General features: G+C 66.3%; 19 protein-coding genes. 7 read left to right on the top strand and 12 right to left on the bottom strand.

Annotated features, from left to right (window positions below):
• Positions 1-435: 435 nt before the first annotated feature.
• A complete protein-coding gene (locus HMPREF1478_RS03910; protein WP_016460786.1) occupies positions 436-1,368 on the bottom strand; it encodes a patatin-like phospholipase family protein in 933 nt (310 codons plus the stop codon).
• Between the two features lie 28 nt (positions 1,369-1,396).
• Complete coding sequence (locus tag HMPREF1478_RS03905; protein ID WP_016460785.1) at positions 1,397-1,975, bottom strand: GtrA family protein; 579 nt, start codon at positions 1,973-1,975, stop codon at positions 1,397-1,399.
• A 64-nt stretch (positions 1,976-2,039) separates the two neighbouring features.
• Here HMPREF1478_RS03905 and HMPREF1478_RS03900 point away from each other — a divergent pair, with 64 nt between their 5' ends.
• Positions 2,040-4,397, top strand: coding sequence for a S9 family peptidase (locus HMPREF1478_RS03900; protein WP_016460784.1), 2,358 nt, complete (start codon positions 2,040-2,042; stop codon positions 4,395-4,397).
• A gap of 71 nt (positions 4,398-4,468) precedes the next feature.
• Here HMPREF1478_RS03900 and HMPREF1478_RS03895 read toward each other — a convergent pair whose 3' ends face one another.
• Positions 4,469-5,782 carry a hypothetical protein gene (locus HMPREF1478_RS03895; RefSeq protein ID WP_016460783.1) on the bottom strand — a complete coding sequence of 438 codons (1,314 nt, stop codon included), beginning with the start codon at positions 5,780-5,782 and terminating at the stop codon, positions 4,469-4,471.
• Positions 5,783-5,912: 130 nt separating this feature from the next.
• On the opposite strand from HMPREF1478_RS03895, the gene HMPREF1478_RS03890 reads away from it, so the two are divergent.
• Positions 5,913-6,980, top strand: coding sequence for a ribonuclease H family protein (locus tag HMPREF1478_RS03890; RefSeq protein WP_016460782.1), 1,068 nt, complete (start codon positions 5,913-5,915; stop codon positions 6,978-6,980).
• A 121-nt stretch (positions 6,981-7,101) separates the two neighbouring features.
• On the opposite strand, the gene HMPREF1478_RS10575 is transcribed toward HMPREF1478_RS03890, so the two are convergent.
• From HMPREF1478_RS10575 to HMPREF1478_RS03870, 5 genes are all read right to left on the bottom strand, one after another.
• Positions 7,102-7,284: a hypothetical protein gene (locus HMPREF1478_RS10575; RefSeq protein WP_148332952.1), complete on the bottom strand. Its 183-nt coding sequence runs from the start codon at positions 7,282-7,284 to the stop codon at positions 7,102-7,104.
• A 599-nt stretch (positions 7,285-7,883) separates the two neighbouring features.
• On the bottom strand, positions 7,884-8,651 hold the full coding sequence (locus HMPREF1478_RS03885; RefSeq protein WP_016460781.1) for an amino acid ABC transporter ATP-binding protein: 768 nt from the start codon (positions 8,649-8,651) through the stop codon (positions 7,884-7,886).
• On the bottom strand, positions 8,639-9,316 hold the full coding sequence (locus HMPREF1478_RS03880; protein WP_016460780.1) for an amino acid ABC transporter permease: 678 nt from the start codon (positions 9,314-9,316) through the stop codon (positions 8,639-8,641). Before HMPREF1478_RS03880 ends, HMPREF1478_RS03885 begins: the two co-directional genes overlap by 13 nt.
• Positions 9,297-9,956: an amino acid ABC transporter permease gene (locus HMPREF1478_RS03875; protein WP_016460779.1), complete on the bottom strand. Its 660-nt coding sequence runs from the start codon at positions 9,954-9,956 to the stop codon at positions 9,297-9,299. Before HMPREF1478_RS03875 ends, HMPREF1478_RS03880 begins: the two co-directional genes overlap by 20 nt.
• A gap of 85 nt (positions 9,957-10,041) precedes the next feature.
• Positions 10,042-10,944 (bottom strand): cysteine ABC transporter substrate-binding protein, encoded by a 903-nt coding sequence (locus HMPREF1478_RS03870; RefSeq protein ID WP_016460778.1) that lies wholly within the window; start codon positions 10,942-10,944, stop codon positions 10,042-10,044.
• Positions 10,945-11,187: 243 nt separating this feature from the next.
• On the opposite strand from HMPREF1478_RS03870, the gene HMPREF1478_RS03865 reads away from it, so the two are divergent.
• From HMPREF1478_RS03865 to HMPREF1478_RS03850, 4 genes are all read left to right on the top strand, one after another.
• Positions 11,188-11,976, top strand: a complete 789-nt coding sequence (locus HMPREF1478_RS03865; RefSeq protein WP_083940068.1) for an AzlC family ABC transporter permease — start codon at positions 11,188-11,190, stop codon at positions 11,974-11,976.
• Entirely contained in the window at positions 11,973-12,302 is a 330-nt protein-coding gene (locus HMPREF1478_RS03860) for a branched-chain amino acid transporter permease (protein ID WP_016460776.1), read from the top strand. The genes HMPREF1478_RS03865 and HMPREF1478_RS03860 overlap by 4 nt, the downstream gene beginning before the upstream one ends.
• Positions 12,303-12,743: 441 nt before the next feature.
• A complete protein-coding gene (locus tag HMPREF1478_RS03855; protein WP_016460775.1) occupies positions 12,744-14,054 on the top strand; it encodes an alpha/beta fold hydrolase in 1,311 nt (436 codons plus the stop codon).
• Positions 14,055-14,083: 29 nt separating this feature from the next.
• Positions 14,084-14,602 carry a hypothetical protein gene (locus HMPREF1478_RS03850; protein WP_016460774.1) on the top strand — a complete coding sequence of 173 codons (519 nt, stop codon included), beginning with the start codon at positions 14,084-14,086 and terminating at the stop codon, positions 14,600-14,602.
• A gap of 68 nt (positions 14,603-14,670) precedes the next feature.
• Here the strand turns inward: HMPREF1478_RS03850 and HMPREF1478_RS03845 are convergent, their stop codons facing one another.
• The 4 genes from HMPREF1478_RS03845 to HMPREF1478_RS10570 all read right to left on the bottom strand — a co-directional run bounded on the left by HMPREF1478_RS03845 (position 14,671) and on the right by HMPREF1478_RS10570 (position 19,155).
• On the bottom strand, positions 14,671-15,750 hold the full coding sequence (locus HMPREF1478_RS03845) for a tetratricopeptide repeat protein (protein WP_016460773.1): 1,080 nt from the start codon (positions 15,748-15,750) through the stop codon (positions 14,671-14,673).
• A 65-nt stretch (positions 15,751-15,815) separates the two neighbouring features.
• Complete coding sequence (locus HMPREF1478_RS03840; RefSeq protein WP_016460772.1) at positions 15,816-17,414, bottom strand: ATP-binding protein; 1,599 nt, start codon at positions 17,412-17,414, stop codon at positions 15,816-15,818.
• 70 nt (positions 17,415-17,484) lie between these two features.
• Positions 17,485-17,997 (bottom strand): hypothetical protein, encoded by a 513-nt coding sequence (locus tag HMPREF1478_RS03835; RefSeq protein WP_016460771.1) that lies wholly within the window; start codon positions 17,995-17,997, stop codon positions 17,485-17,487.
• A gap of 198 nt (positions 17,998-18,195) precedes the next feature.
• Positions 18,196-19,155: a tetratricopeptide repeat protein gene (locus tag HMPREF1478_RS10570; protein WP_016460770.1), complete on the bottom strand. Its 960-nt coding sequence runs from the start codon at positions 19,153-19,155 to the stop codon at positions 18,196-18,198.
• A 282-nt stretch (positions 19,156-19,437) separates the two neighbouring features.
• Here HMPREF1478_RS10570 and HMPREF1478_RS03825 point away from each other — a divergent pair, with 282 nt between their 5' ends.
• Complete coding sequence (locus HMPREF1478_RS03825) at positions 19,438-21,471, top strand: MBL fold metallo-hydrolase (protein ID WP_016460769.1); 2,034 nt, start codon at positions 19,438-19,440, stop codon at positions 21,469-21,471.
• The last annotated feature ends 236 nt before the right edge of the window (positions 21,472-21,707 follow it).

Below are 21,707 nucleotides of genomic sequence, written 5' to 3'. Positions count from 1 at the left end.
GCGCCAAAAACACCCGTTTCTCACCCGCGAAGGCGACACCGGTTTCAACCTCACACGGGCACAAGCTCGCAAAGGCGACAGGGGTTTCAAAGAACCGAACCGCCTGGTCTACGGGGCCTGGCCGCGGTGCCGGTGGGCGGCGGCAGGGCCAGGGCGGCAACACACGAACGACAGGCACGCCCGATTGGAGGTCGCCGCGGGGCCTGCGGGGCCTGGCCGGGCTTCGAGACGACGCGCCGAGCGAAGCTCGCGGCGCGGACGGCTCGCGGGCGGGCAGGCCACGCGGCGGCCGGAAATCAGGCGGAGCGAAGCAACGCCGGAGATCAGGAGGCGCCGCCCACGGGCACACACAGCGGCAAGGCCCAGCGGGCAGCCAGGCCCGACGGCGCCCGAAACACAGGCGGCACCCCAAGCAACACCGCCAAACGGAAAGCCCTACAGCCCCAGGAACGCCTTGATCGCAGGCATTTCGCGGACGGCCTGGACTAGGCCGGCACGGTAGGTCGCCTCCAGGCGCTCGCGCCGCGATTCGGTGTTGTTGATCCACAGGTTGTCGGGTGCGAACACGTAGGCCTGGCCTCGTTCCTCGAGCTCGAAGAGGAAGCGGCGGCCCGCGTTGTAACGGTCGGTGCGCAAGGCCACGCCCTCGAACACGGACGGGAATGAATGGTAGGCGGTGCGCAGGAGGGCACCGACGCTGGCGGGCATGGGCCCCTTCACGAAGTCGCGGGGACGGGTGAGGACGACGAGGAGCTTGCGGTAGCCCTCACGCAGGGGCTGGTCGAAGGGCAGGCCGCCGTTGGGCCCGAGCGCGCCGTCGACGTAGGTGTCGCCGTCGATCTCGACGGGCGGCATGAGGATCGGCAGCGTGGAGGATGCGCGCACGATGGGCCCGAGCGTGTCCAGGGTGCTCATTTCTTCCTTGGAGAACCAGCGGACCTGCCCGCGCGAGGCGTTGAAGGTGGCGACGCGCGTGGTCGCCGGGTTCGCCAGGAAGGTATCCATGTTGAAGGGCAGGACGCCGTCGGGGTAGCAGATCTGCTGGTAGATGTACTCGGCGTTGAAGTAGCCGTGTCCCTTGCGGAAGTGCTTGAGGCCGCCGAATTCGGGGTCTTCGACGAGGTCGACGAAGGTGTCGTGGGAACGTTGAGCGTCGCGGGAAGTGAAGTTGCACAGGTGGCTGGACCCCGCGGAGACTCCGGAGATGTGGGGGAAGTTGATGCCTTCGGCGATGAGTCGGCTCACGAGCGCGGCCGTGTAGGCGTTGCGCATGCCGCCGCCTTCGAACACGAGGGCGGTGTCGTCGATGGTGACCATCGTGGCGATGGATTCTTCGGGGGTCGGGTAGTGCTCTGGCGTTTCCTTCACGTTTCGACCCTACCGCCGCGCCTTCAACCTACGCGCGCGTATGTCCTGTAAAGACCACGTAGTGGTAGAAGAAGAAGCGGAACGCTGTGCCCAGGGCGAAGCCGACGACGTAGGCGGCAATGTTGTCTGCCAGCGCCGAGGTGTACCCGAGGATGTGGTGGGTGAACAGGAGGCAGAACTGGGTGATGCCGATGCCGCACGCGTTGGCGAAGAAGAAGAGGACGGCTTCGCGCGTGGCGTTTTCCTGGGTGCGGCCTCGGTAGGTCCACAGGCGGTTGGCGATCCACGAGTAGAGCGTGGCGGTCGCGGCGGCGACGAATTGCGCGGTGTTGGGGTGCCCGGCGAGCACGCCGAGCGGCCCGTGCTGGAGCAGGTTGAACAGTCCGGCGTCGACGATGTACGCGGTGGCGCCGACCATGCCGAATTGGATGAATTCGCGCGCCCAGGCGAGGAGTCGCTGCGTCAGGCTCAGGGACGAGGCCGGGGCCGCTCCCCCGTCAACCTGTCCTCGGGTCTGGGGCTGGGTAGGGGGCGCGGACGGGTCCGCGAGCGCCGCGGGTTCGAGCGCGGCAGCGGATCCGCGCAAGGGAGCTTGTTCGTCGTTCACCCCCCTAGTCTCGCACGGTCGCGCCGCTGTTTCGTGGATCCTCATCAGTTGGCCCACCTCTAAGATGGTTCCCATGACTGAGACGACCCCGCACACACCCCAGGCCTCGCCACACACTCCCCCGGTGGCCCCCAAGCGTTACGGGTACCGGGTGCGCGACCAGTTCGGGCAGCATTTTGATGACCCGTGGGATTGGTTGCGCGACGGTGAGAACCCCGAGGTGCGCGCGCACCTGGAGGCGGAGAACGCGTGGGCGGACGCGGTGACGGCGCCGACGCGCGAGGCGGCCGCACGCCTCGTGGAGGAGGTCAAGGCCTCCACGGCACTCACCGACGTGACGGTTCCGATCCGCGAGGGAGAGTTCTGGTACTTCCGTCGTTTCACGGAGGGCCAGTCCTACGCGACGCATCACCGCGCGCCGGTGGAGCGCGACGAGGCCGGGGCGCCGATCCCGCTCGTCCCCGAGCCGGGCGTGCCCACGCGGGGCGAGGAGCTCCTCGTCGATGAGAACGAGTGGGCGCGCGGGCAGGAGTTTTTCCGCCTGGCGGACCTGTACCCGTCCCCGGATGGGCACCTGATCGCGTGGGCGCGGGACACGAGCGGGGATGAGCGCTACACGTGGGTCGTGCAGGAGGCGTCGGGCCGGGTCATCGACGAGGCCGTGGTGGACGCAGGCTACGGCTTCGCGTGGGCGGATGATTCCGCTTCCTTTATCTACATGGGCGTGGATGACGCGTGGCGCGCGTGCGACGTGTGGTTGCACCGCGTGGGCACGCCTCGCGAGGCCGACGAGCTGCTGCTGGTCGAGCCGGACGAAGGCTTCGAGATGCGGTTCGCTCCCTCGGGTTTCCCTGGGCACGTCGTCATTCATTCGTCGTCGTCGACGGCGGGCCGCGCGTGGCTGTGGCTGCCCGCCCACCCGTCGGTGCGCCCACTGCCGCTCATGCCGGCGCGCGCCCGCACGCTGGTGTCGGCGGATTCGGCGGGGGATCGCCTGTTCATCGAGCATACGGGGCTGACGCAGGAGGGCTCGCTCGCGCAGGCGATGCTGCCCGAAGGGGGGTCGCCCGAGGCGTTGGCGCGCCTCGGCGTCGCCTCCTCCCCCGCGTATAGTCGCCAGGCCCTGGCGGATCGCACGCCGGGCACTCCCCTGCCGGAGGATGAGCCCGCGCCCCTCACGCCGTTCGAGTCCTGGGAGCCGCTGCGCAGCCCCGGCCCCGGCGAGCGCATCACCGACGTCGAGGCCCACGTGGACTACGTGGCGCTCTCGCTGCGTTCGGACTCGCTGACGCAGGTCGACGTGTGGGACCGCCGCGAGCCCACACCCACGTGGCGGCGCGTGGAGGTTGACGCCCCGGTGCGCACGATCGCGACCGTGCCGACCCCGTGGGAGGATCCGCTGCGCGTCGAGTTCCAGTCACAGACGGTGCCGCCCACGGTCGCGGAGGTTGCTCTGCCGGACCTGGCCCCGGCCTCGTCCCCCGAGGACACAAGCGAGACCGCGGCCCTGAGCACGCGGACCCTGCGCACCCACGAGGCGCCTGGCTGGGACCCCGCCGAGTTCGTTGAGGAGCGCGTGTGGGTGCTCGCGCGCGACGGCGCGACCCGCATCCCCGTCACCCTCATCCACCACCGCGACGCGCGTCCGGACGGCACGAACGCGGGCTGGCAGATCGGGTACGGCTCGTACGAGGTCAGCTACGACCCCGAGTTCGAGACCCTGCGCCTGCCGATCCTGCGCCGCGTCGTCTACGCGATCGCGCACGTGCGCGGCGGCGGCGAGATGGGCCGTGCTTGGTACGAGGACGGCAAGGAACTGGTCAAGGAGCACACCTTTACGGACTTCATCGACGTGGCCGACTGGCTGGTCGACTCCGGGTGGGTGGCGCCCGGCCGCCTGGTCGCGGAGGGCCGCAGCGCCGGAGGCCTCCTCATGGGCGCGGTCACCAACGCCGCCCCCGACCGCTTCCGCGCGATTCTGGCGGGTGTGCCCTTCGTGGACGCGCTCTCGACGATCCTGGACCCGTCCCTGCCGCTCACCGTGGGCGAGTGGGAGGAGTGGGGCAATCCGCTGACCTCGCGCGCAGTGTTCGACGCGATGAGCCGCTACACGCCGTATGAGAACGTGCCCGACGGCGCGCTCCTGCCCGCGATCATGGCGACGACGTCGGTCAACGACACGCGCGTCGAGTTCGTCGAGCCCACCAAGTGGGTGCAGCGCCTGCGCGAGGCCACCGGCCAGGTTCCCTCCACGGACGAGGCCGGGGGGTCTGCGCCCGCCCGCGACCCGCGCGAGCGTCCGATCATCCTGCGCACCGAGATGGTCGCCGGACACGCCGGCCCCTCCGGGCGCGAGGGCCGTTGGGCGGCGCGCTGCGAGGAGTTCGCCTTCGCGCTGGGCCAGGTAGGCGTCACGGTGTAACAGGTGGGGGCGGTCTTCATCGGAGGACCGCCCCTCTCGCGTTGCGTCACTGTGCCGCGCGGCTGCACGCGTTACTGGGCGCCGCCGTTCCACCCCGGACGCACCGCGAAGGACTGAATATCCAAGGCACCAGAGATATAGCCTTCGTTGAGGTAATAAGCCAGGTCACGGGTCGTGAAGATGTCACGCCACTCGCCACCTTCCCAGGGCCTGTACGAGAGGGTCACGACGCGGTCAGCGCGGCGGTCCTTGAGCGCGTAGACACCGCTCTCACTCACCTGGAAGGTCACCAAGTATCCGTCCGGCCCATACCTTGGCGTATCAAGCGAAAACAAGTAACGTCCCTGGCCACTCGCCGGGTCGACAGCGAAAGCATCCCCACCCCACGACACGAACCTGTACTCGTTACCCACGCGAATCGCTTCACTATCGGAAACACCCAGGTCTTCACCCAGCTCGATAGCGTTCCCATCCTCATCGACCACGGGAATAATCGTGCGTTGCCCCGTCGACAGGTCCCACCGCTGGAGAACGAGCCATTCCCGTTCGCCATTCTTCTGCGCACTGGGCACCGTGATGACCTCCCCTTCGCAGTCGAACATGTGCTGGTTCGAGGACAAGCCCTCACCCATAGGCGCAACCGCAAGGACCGGGGGAACATCACCGTCAAAGTCGTTGAGCTGAACAACCACCTCCAGAGCCTCCGGCATATCACCACCGCCGAACTGGGCAGCGTAGGCCTCGAAAGCCGCCGACTTAATGCTCTCGGACTTCTCAGTAGTCGTGATCGCCACGATCCGGCCGCCACACTGTCCGATGCCACGGCCGACACCTTCAGTTTCGACACTCGCGTGAGTTCCGTCAGGGAAGAGGGTGCCGATGTGGTAGTCGTTGCTTTCCCGCCGCACGGCAACAAGTGCTCCATCTGGGAGCGCGTAGCGTTGAACATCGCCGCGGCGAGTGAACTGCCACGTGGTCTGCTGCGTCCCGCTGTCCGTCGTCACGTAGTCCTGGCTCGGCGAACCGTAGAAGACGCCACGGTCACTCCACAGCACGTCTCCGCCGTTTATCTCGTCGACGGATGCCACCTGGCCTCGCCCCTGCGCGTCGAGGAGCACAATCCAGCCGTCGTAGTACGGTTTATCATCACCCGCCGTCGTCCTGCCGCCCCCGAGCCGCAGCGCGATCACCGCATCGTTCGTCGTGAGGAAACCGACCGGCTTTCGGGTTAAGTTCCCATGAAAAACGCAGCTCCACGCCAGCGCGGCAACCGAGAGCACGACGACAAGAAGCGCCCATCGGCGGGCGTGCCTCGACTTCTTCGAACGACCGTTCTCTTGTTCGTCGGCAGCCGTCTCACAAAGCTCGTCGAGGCGTTCCCCCATGCGTATCTTCCCTCTCCTCGCGGCAGCGGGCGCTTCCACGCCCACCCCAGAGTCTAGGGCACGAGGCCGAGGCGGCCCCGGCCTCGTCCCCTTTCCGATCAGGGAAGCGCGATGCCGATAGGATGAGTGCATGACGATTACGGCGGCGGCAGACGGTTCTTCCCTCGGCAATCCCGGGCCCGCAGGGTGGGCCTGGTACGTGGACGAGGACACGTGGGACGCGGGCGGCTGGCCGCAGGGCACCAACAACCTGGGCGAGCTGACCGCTATTCTGCGTCTGCTCGAGGCCACGGCCGAGACCGGCGAAGAACTGCACATCCTCGCCGACTCCCAGTACGCGATCAACGTCGTGTCCAAGTGGCGACTCGGCTGGAAGAAGCGCGGCTGGACGAAGGCCGACAAGAAGCCCATCAAGAACCTGGAGCTCATTCAGGAGATCGACCGTGCCATGGAAGGGCGCCGCGTCACCTTCGAATGGGTCAAGGGCCACGCGGGCCACCGCATGAACGAGCGCGCCGACGACCTCGCGCGCGCGTGCGCCGAGGCCTACCAGGCTGGGCGCACACCCGAGCCCGGCCCGGGGTTTGGGGGCGGTGCCCGCGGGTCGCGCGGGTCTGCGTCTACGGATGAGGCGTCGGCGGATCAGGCGTCCGGGGGCGCTGCCGCTGCGTCCGCGTCGGTCGAGCCGCACGATTCTCCCACTGCTTCTGACACGCCGGAGAGCGCGTCTGCTTCACACGGCACCGCCACAAACGAGGCCAGCACCGACGAGGCCACGACGTCGACTTTCCGTTCTCATCCCAGCGTTTTCTCCGCACCCACTGAGGCGACCGAACCCGCGGAGGCGGTCCCGGCCTCGTCCGTGAGCGCTCCGACCACTGAGGATGCGGTTGCCCGCGAGCGCGAGTTCATCCTGGCGTGGACCGGCGGCGACGAGGAGGCCCTGGCGTCCATGACCGACGAGCGCACGACGCGCATCTGGCCGGGCGGCGGCGCGACCACGACGCTGGCGGGGCCCTCTCCTGCATCGCCGTCCATCGGCCACATCGACGCGCACGACCTGGGCGGGGCGTTCCTGACCCGCTACCGGGTGCGCTGGGAGGGCGGCGCGTCGCTGGAATCCAGCGTGTGGGCGCCGGCGACGTCTGGCGAGTCGCGCCTGGTCATGGTGCACCACCAGTCGACGTTGATCGGCTGAGCCAGGACATTCTGTCGTAGGCGAGCTCGGCTCACGCGTTCGGCGGGTGCGCTCCGGGCACGACAGCCGCACTCTCTCCAAAAGTCGCATGCAATTCGGCTGCCCGAATAAACGGCACCGCTCACAAACGTTGCAATTCCAACGATGTGAATTCAATGTTTGAAGCAATCTCAGGGGAATTGCATGCGACATTGTTGGGAAACCGCTCCATGGCCGTGGCCGCGGCGAGGAGAGGTTGCATCTCAGCAGCCAGTGCACGCGTCCCGGCCCAATCCAGCCCCTTACGCGGATAGGTTGCGCGCATGCGGATAGGTTATGCGCATGCGGATAGGTTATGAAGGTATCCGCATCGTCGTAACCTATCCGTATCTTCATAACCTATCCACATAACCGTTTCCTATCCGCGAGCCCCAACGGCACCTGCGAGACACTGCACCGGGCAGGGAGCGTTACACCAGTTAAGGAGGATTGCACCGGTTAGGGAGCATTACACCACCTCCGAGCTGGTGTAATACCCCGCTAAGTGGTGTCACACCACTTAGGAACAAGCTAAGACGCGGAACGTGCCCGGCCGGACATACTGCTCACCCAGACTGCGGCACCCGTGGGCGGCGGCAAGGCCTGGCTAGACATCCCAGCAGGACACGAAGCCCCTGCTGTTGGAAGGGCACCGGTGGGGCCGCATGGACTGCTAGTCCAGGCTGCGGCGCCCGTGGGCGGCGGCAAGGCCTGGCCGGGCTTCGAGATCGATCACTCCGAGCCGAAGGCTCGCGTGTGGCGATCTCGCGGGCGGGCCGCCGCCCACGGGCGCACCAAGCAGCCCGGCCCAGCAACGGGGGCGCAAGCCACCAGCCTGCGCCCCCGCTCAGGCCCCTCCGCGAGGAGCCCAGCCACGCCACACGCTTACAGCTTGGCGCCCTCGAAGCTAAAGATGTCGAGGAACTTGCGCGCACGATCGGACGACGGATCGGCGAAGAACTTGCGCGGCGGGTCGACCTCGACGATGCGGCCCTCGTCCATGAAGACGATGCGGTCCGCGATCGCGCGGGCGAAGCCCATCTCGTGCGTGACGATGAGCATGGTCATGCCTGTGCGCGCCAGTTCGAGGACGACGTCGAGGACCTCGCGCACCATCTCCGGGTCGAGGGAGGCGGTGACCTCGTCGAGGAGGAGGATTTCGGGGTCCATCATGAGGGCGCGCACGATGGCGACGCGCTGGCGCTGGCCGCCGGAGAGCTGGCGCGGGTAGGCGTCGGCACGGTCCGCCAGGCCAACGCGCTCGAGCAGTTTCAACGCCCGCTCAGCCGCATCTGCGCGTGATTCTCCCGCGACGAGGCCGGGGGCGAGCGTCAGGTTCCCCATGACGGTCAGGTGGGGGAAGAGCTCGTAGGACTGGAAGACCATGCCGATGCGGCGGCGGACCTCGGGCCAGGAGACGCCGGGGGCCGCCAGGTCGTTCCCGTCGAAGAGGATCTGCCCGGAGTTGATGGGCTCGAGGCCGTTAATCGTGCGCAGGAGCGTGGACTTGCCGCAGCCGGAGGGGCCGATGATGACGACGACTTCCCCGTCGGCGACGTCGAGGGAGACGCCGCGCAGGGCGTGGTGGCCGCCGGGGTATGTCTTGTCGAGGTCGACGAGGCGCAGCTGCGGGTCGGAGGTCAGTTCTGCCATGTTTTCTCCATGTGGCGTGAGAGGAGCGAGATGGGCCAGCAGATGAGGAAATACAGCACAAAGATCAGGCCGTAGATCCACAGCGAGGCGGTCGGGTAGTTGAAGCGGTTGGCGTCGATGATCTGCTGTCCGACTTTGAGGACTTCGACGACGCCGATGAGGACGACGAGGGACGTCGTCTTCACCATACGGGTGATGAGGTTGACGGCCGGGGGCGCGAGCCTGCGCAGGGTTTGCGGCAGGATGACGCGGCGCATGGTCTGCCTCGGGGAGAGTCCCAGAGCGTAGGCGGACTCGTACTGGTGGCGCGGGATCGCGATGAGCGCGCCTCGTACGAGGTCGCCCATCTCGGCACCGCCCCACAGGGTGAAGACGAGGACGGACGCGGTGATGCCGTCCAGGTTGATCCCCGCGACGCGCGTGAGCCCGAAGTAGGCGACGAACAGGAGGACGAGCTGGGGCATGATGCGCACGAACTCGAGGTAGAGCTGCATGAGCCAGCGCAGGGCTCGCCAGCGCGAGCGCATGCCGAGGCCGACGAACACGCCGAGCACCAGCGACAGCACGACGGACAGCGCGGAGATGCCGACGGTGACGCCCAGGCCCTCAAGGATGCGCAGCAGGTTGCGGCCCTCGAAGATGACGTTAATTCCCAAATCCGCCACGGCGCACCTTCTTTTCGATGAGTCGGGCCGCGATGGACACGGGCAGGAGGATCACCAGGTAGGCGATGACCAGGAGGATCAGCGCTTCGGAGGTGTTGTAGGACATGCCGATGAGGTCTTTCGCGACGTACACGAGGTCGGGCAGGGCGACGACGGACACGACGGAGGTTTCCTTGATGAGGAAGATGACGTTGGCGGCGAGCGGCGGCACGGAGGTCGCAATGGCCTGCGGGAGCGCGACGTGACGCAGCGTCTGCGTGCGTGTGAGGCCGAGCGCCGCCGCGGACTCCCACTGAATCGTGGCGATCGAGTCGAGGCCGGAGCGCAGCGCCTCGGCCATGTAGGCGCCACCCAGGAAGATCAGGCCGACGATCGCGCAGGTCTCACCGCTCCACTTGATGCCCACGCGCGGCAGGCCAAAGTAGATGAAGAACAGCTGCACGAGCAGCGGCGTATTACGCGACAGTTCCACGTAGGCGGCGGCAATCTGGGTGGCGACGGGGATCCGGTAGTGCCGAATCGCAGCCACGAGGAGGCCGAGGGCAAGGGAGCCGACGATGCCGATAGCCGCGATCCTCAGGGTGAGGATGGCGGCTTCGACGTACATGGGCGCGTATCGCGCCAGGATGTCAAGATTCATAGGCGAAATCTGGGACGAGGCCGGGGCCACTCGGGGCGGTCACCTGCGGCGGGCGGACCCGGGAGGGGTCACGGCCTCGTTCCTGTCAGTTGGTGGAGGTGGTGTCCACGCCGCCTTCGACGACGAGGTCGTCGGGGGTCGCGGCGTCACCGTAGACGGGGGCGAGGGTCTGCTCGTAGTCCTTGTGGAAGAAGTTTTCCTTGCCGAGCTCGACGAGTTCGTTGTTCAGCCAGTCGAGGAGGGCGGTGTTGCCCTTCTTGACGGCGGCCGCGATGTAGCTGGTCTCGCCCAGGCTCTTGATGCCGACGCTGAAGCCGGGGTGCTGGATCGCCCAGGCGATGACCTCGGTGTTGTCGGTGGAGAAGGCGTCGCCGCGGCCGTCCTCGAGGGCCTGGTAGGCGTCGGAGTACTGGTCGTACTTCTGGAGCTTGACCTCGGGGTGGTTGGCCTCGAAGTAGGCTTCGGCGGTCGTGCCCTTGGTGACGATGAGGGTCTTGCCGGCCAGCTGGCTCACGTCGGTGATTTCAGCCGAGGTGGGCGAGACGACGCCGAGGGAGACCTTGAAGTAGGGGTTCGCGAAGTCGACCTTTTCGGCGCGCTCAGGCGTGACCGTGAAGTTCGCGAGGGTGATGTCGACCTTGTTGGAGGCGAGGACCTCGGTGCGGGCGGCGGCGTCGACGGGAACGTACTTGGCGGTGACGCCCAGGTCGGCGGCGATGCGGTCACCGTAGACGACGTCGTATCCGGCGGGCTTACCGTCGGCGTCGATGTAGCCGAAGGGGGCCTTGTCGGAGAAGATGCCGATGACGATTTCGCCGGCTTCCTTGATCTGCTCGGGGCTGCGGTCCCCGACCTGCGCGCCGGACGAGGAGGACGAGGAGGAGGCCGCGCCACCGGAGCATGCGGCCATGCCGAGGGCTGCGACCATGGCGACGGCGGCCGTGGCGAGTCGAAGGAATGGCTTCTTGCGTGCGTGAGTGGCGCTCATGAGGGCTCCTGATCTGCGGGATTTATCAAACCGAGGGGTGTTCCCCGGTGTTGGTGTCGATGTTTTCATTGCTTCGGACCACATGCGAGGGGGCGATCCAGTTTTGGAACTATGTGACAAACGAGCGCGGTGACAAACCGCGAAATTCCGGGCCAGGACCAAGGGCCCAACAAAACGTGGAAGTCGTCACGCTACGGTGCGCCCGCTCGCAATTGGACGGACAGGCACGCGAAAATTGCACCCATGCCCAAGCTACCGCGCACCGTGAACCTCCCCGTGCCGGCTAGCCCTACCCGCCGCGAGATCCTCGAAGGCCTGCGCATCACGGCACCCGTGGCCGCGGGATATATCCCGCTGGGCCTCGCGTACGGCGTTCTCGTCATCCAGCTGGGCCTGCCGTGGTGGTTGGCTCCGGCGCTTTCCCTGTCCGCTTACTCGGGGTCGGCCGAGCTGCTCGTCGTCACCCTGGCCGCGCAGAATACGCCGCTGGCCGTCATCGCGGTAACGATGCTGCTGGTGAACTTCCGCCTCCTGTTTTTTGCGTTCTCGTTCCCGCTGCACGTGATCGAAGGTCGTGTCGCACGCCTCTTCTCGATGTACGCCCTCGTGGACGAGGCCTACGCGCTAACCGCCGCCCGCCCGAACGGGTGGACGAAGCCTCGGCTCCTGGCGATGCAGGTTCTCTTTAACCTGACGTGGGTGACGTCGAGCCTCGTGGGCGTGTCTGCGGGTTCCTTGATTCCGACGCAGATCGAGGGCCTGGATTTCGCGCTCACAGCCCTGTTCATCACGCTGACGCTGGACGCAGCGCGCACGAGGCGCGAGCTGCCCTCGGTCCTCCTGGCCGGCGCGTCCTTCGCGGTGGCCATGGTGGCGGCGCCCGGACAGCGCCTCCTGGTGGCGCTCCTGCTGTTCGTCGCGTGCCTGGTGGTTCGCCACATCCTTCATCGCCGAGGCATCCTGCACTCCCCCGAATCTCCGGCCTCGACTGATGGGCGGGGCCAGGCGGCCCACGAAGGGGGTGCGCAGTGACTCCGACGCTGGGCTACCTGCTGGCGCTCCTGGTGATCGTCTTCGTCATCGACTTTACGTTGCGCGCTCTGCCGTTCAAGATTCTGGAGCCGCTGCGTGATTCGCGTTTCGTCTCCGACATGGCGGTATGGATGCCGCCGGGCATCATGCTAATCCTGGTGCTCTCCACACTGTCGCAGGGCGCGCAGGCGGCCGGCGATCGCTGGTGGGCGGCGCTGGTGGCGACGGGCGTGACGGTCGCGGTGCACCTGTTGAGCGGCCGCAAGCTCCTGTGGAGCGTCGGCATCGGAACGGTCTGCTACGTCGCGCTGCTGAACTGGCTCTGACGACCTGGCTGTCGCGAACGGGGTGTCACCAGCTGGCTCTGAGCCGTCTGGCTCCAGCTGCCGGGCCCGGCAGCTGGGCCCGGCAGCTGGGCCCATGAGTGAAGGCGCAGACACCTACCAGAAATTTCGCATGCAATTCGGTTGCGTGAACTTTCAACAACCTCCGAAATCGTTGCAATTCCAACGATGCCAATTCAAATCCTGAAATAGTCACAGGGGAATTGCATGCGAAATTGCTGGGCGCACACCAAGCAGCCCGACCCGGCCTTGCAAAGCACACGCAGCACCCGGAACACCCGTGGGGCCACAAGCAACACCATCAATCGGGCGTGCCGCCGCCCACAGGCACACCAAGCAGCACGGCCCCACAGCCGGACCAAACAGCACCCAGAACAGCCACGGCCACAACGGCACCGCCCCAAAACCGCTACCATTGTGTCCATGCACACAGAGTCGTACCTGCACCATGGCCACACCGTTTACGAGCACCGTCTGGACGTCCCGCTGGATCATCTGCGCCCGACGGGTGAGGACAATCCGACGATCCAGGTTTTCGCGCGCGAGGTCGTGCGTAAGGGCCGCGAGGATGCGCCCTACGCGGTGTTTCTGCAGGGCGGCCCGGGCTACCCGAGCCCGCGTTTCGGCACGTTTACCGGCGGATGGATGAATCGTCTCCTGCAGGATTACCGCGTGGTGCTCCTGGATCAACGAGGCACGGGCCAGTCGACCCGCATGGATGCTCAGGCGCTTTCCCACTTGGAGACGGACGAGGAGAAGGCCGCGTACCTGCGCCACTTCCGCCAGGATCAGATCGTGTACGACGCGGAGGCGCTGCGCCGCGAGTTGTGCGGGGATGATCCGTGGACGACCCTCGGCCAGTCTTTCGGCGGCTTTATCACGACCTCGTACCTGTCGCTGGCTCCCCAGGGCCTGAAGGCCAGCTTGATCACGGGAGGCCTTCCCGGCCTCGTCCATGTGGATGAGATCTACCGTCTGACGTATGAGCGCACGGCGGCGCGCAACCGCACGTACTTCCAGCGCCACCCGGGCGATGAGCGCACGGTGCGTGAGCTGTGCGCGCACTTGGCGGACACGGAGGAGACGCTGCCGACGGGTGAGCGCCTCTCCCCCGCGCGCCTGCGCATGATCGGCATGATGCTGGGCGGCCAGAGCAACACGGATCAGCTGCACTACCTGCTCGAGGGCCCGTGGACGTCGGTTCGAGGCGAGCGCCGCCTCTCATCGCAGTTCCTGGCGGCGATCGGCTCGCAGGTGGACGTTGCGCCGATTTACGGCGTGTTCCAGGAGTACATCTACGCGTGCGCGACGCCGGACCTGGTGGGCACGGCGACGCTCTGGGCGGCGGATCGCCTGGCCGAGGAGATCCCGGGCTTCGCGAAGGACGCGAACCCGCTGGATGAGAGCGAGCCTTTCTACCTGACGGGCGAGCATTTCATGCGCCGCGTGTTCGACGAGGATCCGGGCTTGGCGCCGCTGAAGGGCGCGGCACAGATCCTGGCGTCGACGACGGAGGCGGCTCCCGTGTACCTGCCGGACGTGTTGGCTGAGAACACGGTGCCGGTGGCGGCGGCCGTGTACTACGACGACATGTTCGTGCCGCGCGAGCTGTCCCTGGACACGGGCAACCTGATCGGTGCCCGGCACTACATCACGAACGAGTACCAGCACGACGGTTCCGCCTATTCGGGCGGGAAGGTCGTCTCTCACCTGCTGGACCTGCTCGCGGACTGATCCGCGAAGCCTGATCGAAAGGACTGGCTATGGCCGCCTCATCTACCTGTTCTTGTCCGTGCGCCGGCTCGGTGGACCCGACTCGGGTCGCGGGATTCGCGGCGGGCGTGGGCGCGACTGTCGCCTGGTACGCCCTGCCGGATTACGTGCGCTCGCGCCCGTTGCGCGGCCTCGTGAAGGCGGGTTTGCTGGGGGTGCTCGGCTGGTCGATGGTGGCGCAGCTGCCGGAGGGCGCGGAGCTTCCGCCCTACGACGACGAGGATGTGGATTGCTCGAAGTCCTCACCCGTGGCGGGCGAGGATCCGCTGGAGGGCGTCACGGAGGCGGATCCGGCCGAGTTGGCGGTTCTCGCGGGCGCGGCGCTGGGTTCGGCGATGATCACGGTCGGCGTGGAGCGCTGGCTGTTCCACCGCGGTGAGCGTCGCCGCGCGCAGGGCGCTCGTTTTGCTCATACGAGGCAGGGGCTGGCCCTGGGCGGTTTGGAGGCCGCGTTGACGGTGCTGACGTTCGGCGCGGGGGCTGTGCGAGGCAGGCTCTCGAAGGACTGAGGCGGCGCGCACCGACTGCCCGCTACCAACCGTCCACGCGCGAGCCGCCGCCCACGCGCCACCCGCTGTTAGCGTTCGCGCCTAAAGACCATGTAGCGGGCGATGGCGGCGCCGATCCACCCGCAGGCCATGACGAGGATGGGCAGCCCCACGGCCGTCCACCACGAGGACGCGGGGACAAAGTACCGCAGCACCGCGAATGCCACGGGGGTGACGACGAGGAGCGCGAGCGAGATCGTCGCTATCGTCGCACCGACGGGTCGGCGCTTGAACGTCAGGTCCACGACCTCGCGGCGCGTCTTGCCCTGTCCGGCGGCGACCTGTGAGAGGTGTCTGCGCACTGCGCTGTCCATGCCGCGCAGGGGAATCAACGCGGACCATACCAGTCCGACGATGATCGCCGCGTCGCGACTGCCGAACACGTAGACGAGGCCTGCGATCGACCAGCCGATCACATAGGTGATCGTCAGGCCCAGGCAGAGGTAGAAGAGCGGCTTGAACACCAGCCAGTGGAGCTTATTCTCGTATGTTTTCTCGTTGGGGTTTTCCGCGAGGAGGTCGCGGTAGAGGCGGCTGGTGGCGTCGGTGCGGTCGACTTCTTGTATGTCCGCGATCGCTTCGCGGGCGGCCTCGTTGTTTGGGTCGAGTGAGAGGACGCGTTGGTAGACGTCGAGTGCCGCTTGTTCGTCGTCCCTGGCGAGCAGCCGACCGAGGGTGTTGAGCGCGAAGGGGTCTTCGGGGTCGAGGCGTTCGCCTTCCCGCGCCTCGCGCAGCGCCTCCTCCCACTGGAAGTTGCGCGCGAGGACGTGGGCCCTCATGGTGTGGCTGAAACCTTGTTCTGGCGCGAGTTCGACGAGGCGCGTGGCGTGTTTGAGGGCGAGCTTGCGGTCTCCCTCCAAGTAGCTCAGCCAGTACAGCGCGCTGGGGTTGTTGGGGGAGGCTTCGACGGCTCGCCGAGCGCACGCATAGGCCTTCTCAGGCTCGTGATTTGTGAGGTGAGCGTGGGCGAGGAGACAGTTCACTCGCGCTGAGACCTCGGGGTCGTCCTGAGGGATCGTGACGAGTTTTTCGATGGCTCGTTCGGGGCGCTTGATGTCGATCAAGGCCTGGGCGTGATTGATCCGCTTGGAGATCTCCTCGGGAGACATCGGTTCTCCTCGGTATCGGTAGCGAACGGCGAGGGGTGGGCAGCGCGAGTGCGCCGCCCACCTCCTCACATCAGGTTGTTTGCCTTCATGTACTCGGCGAGGTCGTCGTATTGGCCGTCTCGATTGCCGTATTCGACAATGTTGCGGGCGGTGACGAACCAGGGTCCCGCACTGGGCCGAATCTGCGCCAGCGCCCTCAAGAAGTCCTGCATGGTCACCATGCGCACGTTTCCTGTGCGCACGGAGTCCATCATCGCGTATTCGACGGCGCTGTCGACCAGGTGGGCCAGGTCGGCGCCGGTGAATCCATCGGTGTGCTGGACCAGGTATCCCATGTCGATGCCTTCGACGGGGCGCGACTTGAGGTGGTGGTAGAGAACTGCCTGGCGGGCGGGTCCATCGGGAGGTAGGACAGCGACGCAGCGGTCGAAGCGTCCGGGCCTGCGCAGCGCGGGGTCCACGTCCCACGGGGTGTTGGTGGCAGCCAGGATGAAGACGCCTTCGTTGTCGGCCCCGATGCCGTCCAGTTCCATGAGGAGCTGGTTGGTGACCGGTCGCATGTAGGAAGCAGACGACGGCGATCGCCTCATGCCGACCGCGTCGATTTCGTCAAGGAAAAGGACGACGGGGGCGCAGGCGCGCGCGGTCTCGAAGACATCGTGGAGATTGTTCTCGGAGTCACCGATGTAGTGGCCAAGGACGTCACTGATCCTGACGTTCATGAACGCGGCACCGACCTCGCCGGCGAGAGCGCGGGCGATGTAGGTCTTGCCGCATCCGGGAGGACCGTAGAGCAGCAGGCCACCGCTGAGGCTCTTGCCATAGAGCTTGCGGATTTCCGGGTTGCGCAGGGGGGCCAGGAAGGCCATGGTGAGGCGGTCCTTGACGGACTGCATACCGCCGACGTCGGCCAGCGTTGCCGTCACTGTCTCAACGTCCCACGCGTCACCTTGGGGTTTGTCGTCGATTTCGACTTCGCCGTCGGTTGCTCCCACCTTCACAAATGCCGGCGCGGGTCCGCCGACCTGCTTCTCGGCACTCTTCCAGTCGAAGTTTTCCGGATCGGCGCCGTCGGGGGAAGCGGGGTCATCCTGCCCATCTCCGGCCTCGCCTGTCGACGCGCCTCCCTCGCTGTTCCCTTTCTCGGCCGTCTGCGGGAAGGCCGCGGGATGAATCGTCACGATCGCGGGAATGCCTGCGTCGTCCGAGGCGGGGGCCGCGGGCGCAGACGGAGCGGGAGCCTCGGGGGCGGGGACGGTCTCAACCTCATCCGAGGCGGGGGCCGCGGGCTCAGGATCAGCGGCAGTCGGCCTGTCTACGGCCGGGGCCGAGGCCTCGGGCGCCTCGGGGGGCACCGGGACCTCGCGGGCGAAGGCCGCCTCAGGCAACACCCGATCCTCGTCTGTTGCGGGCGCGGCAGGCTCAGCCTCGTCGACGGTAGGCGCAGACGGGGCGGGGGCCTCGGGCACGCCGAGGGCGCTGCGCATGAGGGCTGCGGCTCGCTCGTTGTGCGGGTCGACGGCCAGGACAACGGCCAGGTGGGAGACGGCTTCGACGCCCCTCCCCTCGGCGATCAGGAGTTCGGCGAGATGCTCGCGCAGGGCATGGTCCTCGGGTTGCTGTTCGATGATCGACGCGAGGGAGTCGATGAGAGGATTCGTCATGCGATAAGCCTACCGGCTGGCAGGCTTCTGGGTCTATGCGCGCGCAAACAAATCGCGCGCACGGATGACATTAGAGGGTGCGCGCGGTGATCCTGCGCAGGGCTTGGCAGGAGCGCCAGGAATTGACGAGGCCCATCGCGAGCGGCAGGGAGACGAGGGCCGCCAGGAGGGCAGATTCGGTGGCGAGGGCGATGGCGCCGACGGCGAGGAATCCGATAAACCAGGCGAGCTGCATGCGCGCGCAGGCGGTCATGATGGCGCCGTCGCGCCGGGCGGCGCGCAGGGCGGCGTGAGAGTCGGAGAAGATGACGAGGTCCTCGTTGCAGTCCCATTCACGATGCCACCGGCGCGCGACGACGATGAGTGCGGCGAGGAGCGCGAGGAGAATGAGGCCTCCTCCGAGGATGAGGGCCAGGGCCACAGCGGCGAGCGCTTCAATGGTTGGCTCGGGCATGGAGGACATTTCGACGACGGCGACGATCGCGCTCACGGAGATGATGAGGAGGACGGTGACGACATCGATGGCAATGTTGATGCGGCCCTGCTTCTTTTGCCCGGAGCGCACGCGGTTATAGCGACGCAATTGGTCATTCCCCAGGCGGTAGGGCCTGGGCGGTGCAGCGAATTCTAAGGGCTGATGGGTCACACCCTCACAATAGCGCTGTCTGTTGATTATCCGCGCCTTACAACGCAACTGTCAGGCGCCTAGTTTGACACGTTTTCGATGGTCAGGATATAAGCATGGGCACAGAGTGATCGAGATTTTAACCGACCGAATGAATCACCGCGTCAGCGCCATCAGAACGAAAAGAATGAGTCCAGCCAGCACGATCATGCGAATGAAGTCCATGACGGAGCTTCCCAGGTCGGGGAATCGCTTGCGCAGGCGTGTAAAGGTCAGGCGCACGCCGCGCGGCAACGTGCGGTTGAACAGCGCAATCTGGATGAACGCGAACGCGTATCCGCTCAGCGCCGACGCGGCGTACAGGAGGAAGAAGAGGAGCGCGCGCTCATCCGTCATGTAGCGCAGGGTGAAGAGATAGCCCAGACCGGACCCAAATCCGCCGACGATCGCGAATATCCACGCCTTATCGAGCACGAAGGTCACGCGCTTGAGCATTCCCCGGTAGGCCGTCGCGACGGCCGGCTGCATTTCGATAGCGTACGAGGAGCGCCCAGCCCCCTTGAGGGGATGGGCGAGGGAGTCGTATGCGAACTTCGCCTCGGCCAGGTCCGGGGCGTTCGCCTTGGCGCGACCGAACGCCCACTGCGCAGCGTCCGGGTCCACGGGTTCCCACAGGCGTCCGTAGGCCATGAGGAGCTCAACGTCGTCGGGAAATCCGTCGGTGGCGACCTGCGAGACGGACAGCGCCTCCTCGCAGCGCCCCAACTCGACGAGGCAAAGGGTCAGTTCGCGCGCGATCTCAGGGGATTGGGGATGCAGGCGCATGCCGGCCGATGCCACGGCCTCGGCATCAGCGACGAGGCCTTGGCGGCGCTGGGCACGGGCGATGAGCGCGAAGGGCGCGGCCATGTCGTCCCCGTAGGCGCGTGCGCGCGTCGCGTACTCCTCGCACAGGGGATACAGGCCGAGGCGGTCAGCGCAGGCAGCTGCCTGAATGTCGCGGCGGTAGCACGCATCCTCGCCGACGACCTCCATGGACTCCAGCATGTCCAGAGCCGCACGGTAGTCGCGCTTGGCGAGCGCCGCGTCAACGTCGGCGAAAGTGGGCATCGTCATGGCGCATACGATACCGCCCCACTCGCGCCCATGGTGACCTCGTCCACGGCCTGCGACCGGCCTCCTTCTCGCAGTAAACCGCCCGCGCTATGGCCTCAGGCGCAACCGCATCACCCCGCGGTCCGCCGACCTCCAACGTCCCTCTCCGCTTCCCACACTCAAGACGCCATGTTGCACACTTCACATTGTTACGTAATCATTAGGTGGCAATTTAACACCACACCCTCTAGGCTGGGGAACAGCACAATAGTTTCTCATTAACCCAGAAAAGATCGCTGAGCAATGAAGCACTTCCGCACCGTCGAGGCCGGGCTTGCCGTCGCCCTCTCCCTGACGCTAGCCCCGACCGCGACGTTCGCAGCACCATCACAGGAAAACGTTTCTTCCGAGGACACGTCCATCACGGCCCCCACTAACCCACCCGTGTCCGACGAAGACCGCCAAACAGCTGACGCCCAACAGGCCGAGGAGGACGCCCGGGCAGCGCGCCCCGACCCGCAGCCACCCACCTCGGCCACCCCCTCGGCCCCTTCGACGCAGACCCCACCCCTGGTCACCACGCGCCCTGACGGGAGCATCGGCAACGACGAGGTGCACATCCTGTCCCTCTCGGGCGCCGACTGCATCGTCGTCGAGTCGAACGGCCACTTCGGAATCGTGGACGCAGGCGACGACAACGACTACCCCGACGGGTCAGACCCCCGCTACCCGTGGCGAGCAAACATCGCAACATGGGGACAGGAAGACCAGGTGCGCCCCTACCTCGACAGTCTGGGCATCAACTCCTCCAACCTCGACTTCTTCATCGGCACCCACCCACACTCCGACCACATCGGCTGGGCTGACACCCTGATCCACCGGTACCATCCCAAGCACATCTACACGCCCGTCTACGACGATTCCTACTCGGTCAGCGATGAAGTGAACGCCCTGTGGGACAACCAGAAGGTCTACGACGACCTCGTAGCCGCGGCAAAGTGGGCTCAGGGCGCGTACGGGGCAACGTTCGACCAGCACGTCAAGCCCGGACAAGGCGACCTCATCCAGATGGGCGACATGCTCATCCAGATCATCCCCCTGTCTCCCGACGAGGAATACGCGCACCCCGGCAAGCTCACGAACACGAACCTCATCAGCTACACGGCGAAGATCACCGCTCACGGACACAGCGCCTACCTGTCTGCCGACCTCGAAAGCGGCGAGGGTAAGGAAGACTACGTCGCTGGAATAGTCGGTCACGTGGACTGGCTGAAAGCCGGTCACCACGGCCTCTCAAGCTCAAATAGCGAAAGCTTCCTGAACGCGCTCTCCCCGTCGCTCGTCATGAACACGGGGTACGAGTTCCACACCCCGGATCGCCTTGGCCTGCCCGCGCTGAAGGGCCGCTACGAGTGGTTCGAGGCGTACTCGATGCGTAACGCCGGCATCCCCGCCCTCATCGGCACCTTCACCCCCGGCGGGATCACCCACCCCTACATGAACGTCGGAATGGGGCACACATTCGCATCGACCACGCCCCACACCTACTGGTTCCACAACGGCAAACCAACCCCGACGCGCGGATGGTGGAAGGGCTTCTACGACGGCTGGCACTACTTCAACGGCTCCGTATCTGCCGTCGAGAACGGCTGGGTGTTCGACAAAGGCAACTGGTACTGGATGGACAGCACGTCCACCATGGCTGTGAACACATGGGTCCACGACGGTGACAAGTCATACTGGGTGGACGGCTCCGGCCACATGCTCAGCGGCGGATGGCATCTCATTGGCGGCACCTGGTATTACCTCACCGCCTCCGGCGCTGTGGCGACAGGCTGGCTCCAGGACGGAGGCTCCTGGTACTACATGCAGGCCAACGGCGCGATGGGCCAGGCGTGGATCCACGATGGTACCGGCTGGTACTGGATGGACCCCTCGAGTGGGCGCATGGACGCCGGCGGCTGGCGTAACATCTGGGGTTCCTGGTACTACCTGAGCGACAGCGGCAAGGCTGCGGAAGGCTGGCTGCTCGATCGCGGCTCCTGGTATTACATGACTCCCGGCAGCGCCCAGATGCGCACCGGATGGGTGAACGACGGCACCGGGTGGTTCCTCCTGTCTGGTAGCGGAGCAATGCGCTCGGGCGGCTGGATCCAAGACGGCGGCAACTGGTATTGGCTCGACGGCAGCGGGATGATGCTCACAGGCTGGATCCAGTCGGGTGGCGCATGGTACTGGCTTGACCCCGTCAGCGGACACATGGCGGTCGGCACGGCCACCACTGATGGCCGAACATCCCAGTTCGCGCCTTCCGGCCGTTGGCTCGGATACGTCTGAACGGACTCTCACCGACAGAGACAGCAGGGGAGCGCTCGCCTCGACGATACCGTCGGGCGGGCGCTCCTTCGCACGCGCCCGAGGTGACCTCTCGTCCGCAGTTCGATGGGAATCTCAGATAACACCCTCAGTAAATCAACTCCCACCTGGAACAACGCCAAGACAATATGCGCCCAAGCCGAATCGCACTGCAGATTGTCAAACAACCGGAGTAGTCTAATTGTCAAGTGACGCAC

Origin of the sequence: Actinomyces sp. HPA0247 (assembly GCA_000411415.1) — a bacterium.
GTDB lineage: Bacteria > Actinomycetota > Actinomycetes > Actinomycetales > Actinomycetaceae > Pauljensenia.
This window is presented reverse-complemented; position numbering and strand designations above follow the sequence as displayed.

Bases quoted from the DNA above. Each gene is read 5' to 3' on its own strand.
- HMPREF1478_RS03900 (WP_016460784.1), top strand. From the start codon at position 2,040: ATGGTTCCCATGACTGAGACGACCCCGCACACACCCCAGGCCTCGCCA.
- HMPREF1478_RS03895 (WP_016460783.1), bottom strand. From the start codon at position 5,782: ATGGGGGAACGCCTCGACGAGCTTTGTGAGACGGCTGCCGACGAACAA.
- HMPREF1478_RS03890 (WP_016460782.1), top strand. From the start codon at position 5,913: ATGACGATTACGGCGGCGGCAGACGGTTCTTCCCTCGGCAATCCCGGG.
- HMPREF1478_RS10575 (WP_148332952.1), bottom strand. From the start codon at position 7,284: ATGCGCGCAACCTATCCGCGTAAGGGGCTGGATTGGGCCGGGACGCGT.
- HMPREF1478_RS03885 (WP_016460781.1), bottom strand. From the start codon at position 8,651: ATGGCAGAACTGACCTCCGACCCGCAGCTGCGCCTCGTCGACCTCGAC.
- HMPREF1478_RS03875 (WP_016460779.1), bottom strand. From the start codon at position 9,956: ATGAATCTTGACATCCTGGCGCGATACGCGCCCATGTACGTCGAAGCC.
- HMPREF1478_RS03870 (WP_016460778.1), bottom strand. From the start codon at position 10,944: ATGAGCGCCACTCACGCACGCAAGAAGCCATTCCTTCGACTCGCCACG.
- HMPREF1478_RS03865 (WP_083940068.1), top strand. From the start codon at position 11,188: ATGCCCAAGCTACCGCGCACCGTGAACCTCCCCGTGCCGGCTAGCCCT.
- HMPREF1478_RS03855 (WP_016460775.1), top strand. From the start codon at position 12,744: ATGCACACAGAGTCGTACCTGCACCATGGCCACACCGTTTACGAGCAC.
- HMPREF1478_RS03850 (WP_016460774.1), top strand. From the start codon at position 14,084: ATGGCCGCCTCATCTACCTGTTCTTGTCCGTGCGCCGGCTCGGTGGAC.
- HMPREF1478_RS03845 (WP_016460773.1), bottom strand. From the start codon at position 15,750: ATGTCTCCCGAGGAGATCTCCAAGCGGATCAATCACGCCCAGGCCTTG.
- HMPREF1478_RS03840 (WP_016460772.1), bottom strand. From the start codon at position 17,414: ATGACGAATCCTCTCATCGACTCCCTCGCGTCGATCATCGAACAGCAA.
- HMPREF1478_RS10570 (WP_016460770.1), bottom strand. From the start codon at position 19,155: ATGACGATGCCCACTTTCGCCGACGTTGACGCGGCGCTCGCCAAGCGC.
- HMPREF1478_RS03825 (WP_016460769.1), top strand. From the start codon at position 19,438: ATGAAGCACTTCCGCACCGTCGAGGCCGGGCTTGCCGTCGCCCTCTCC.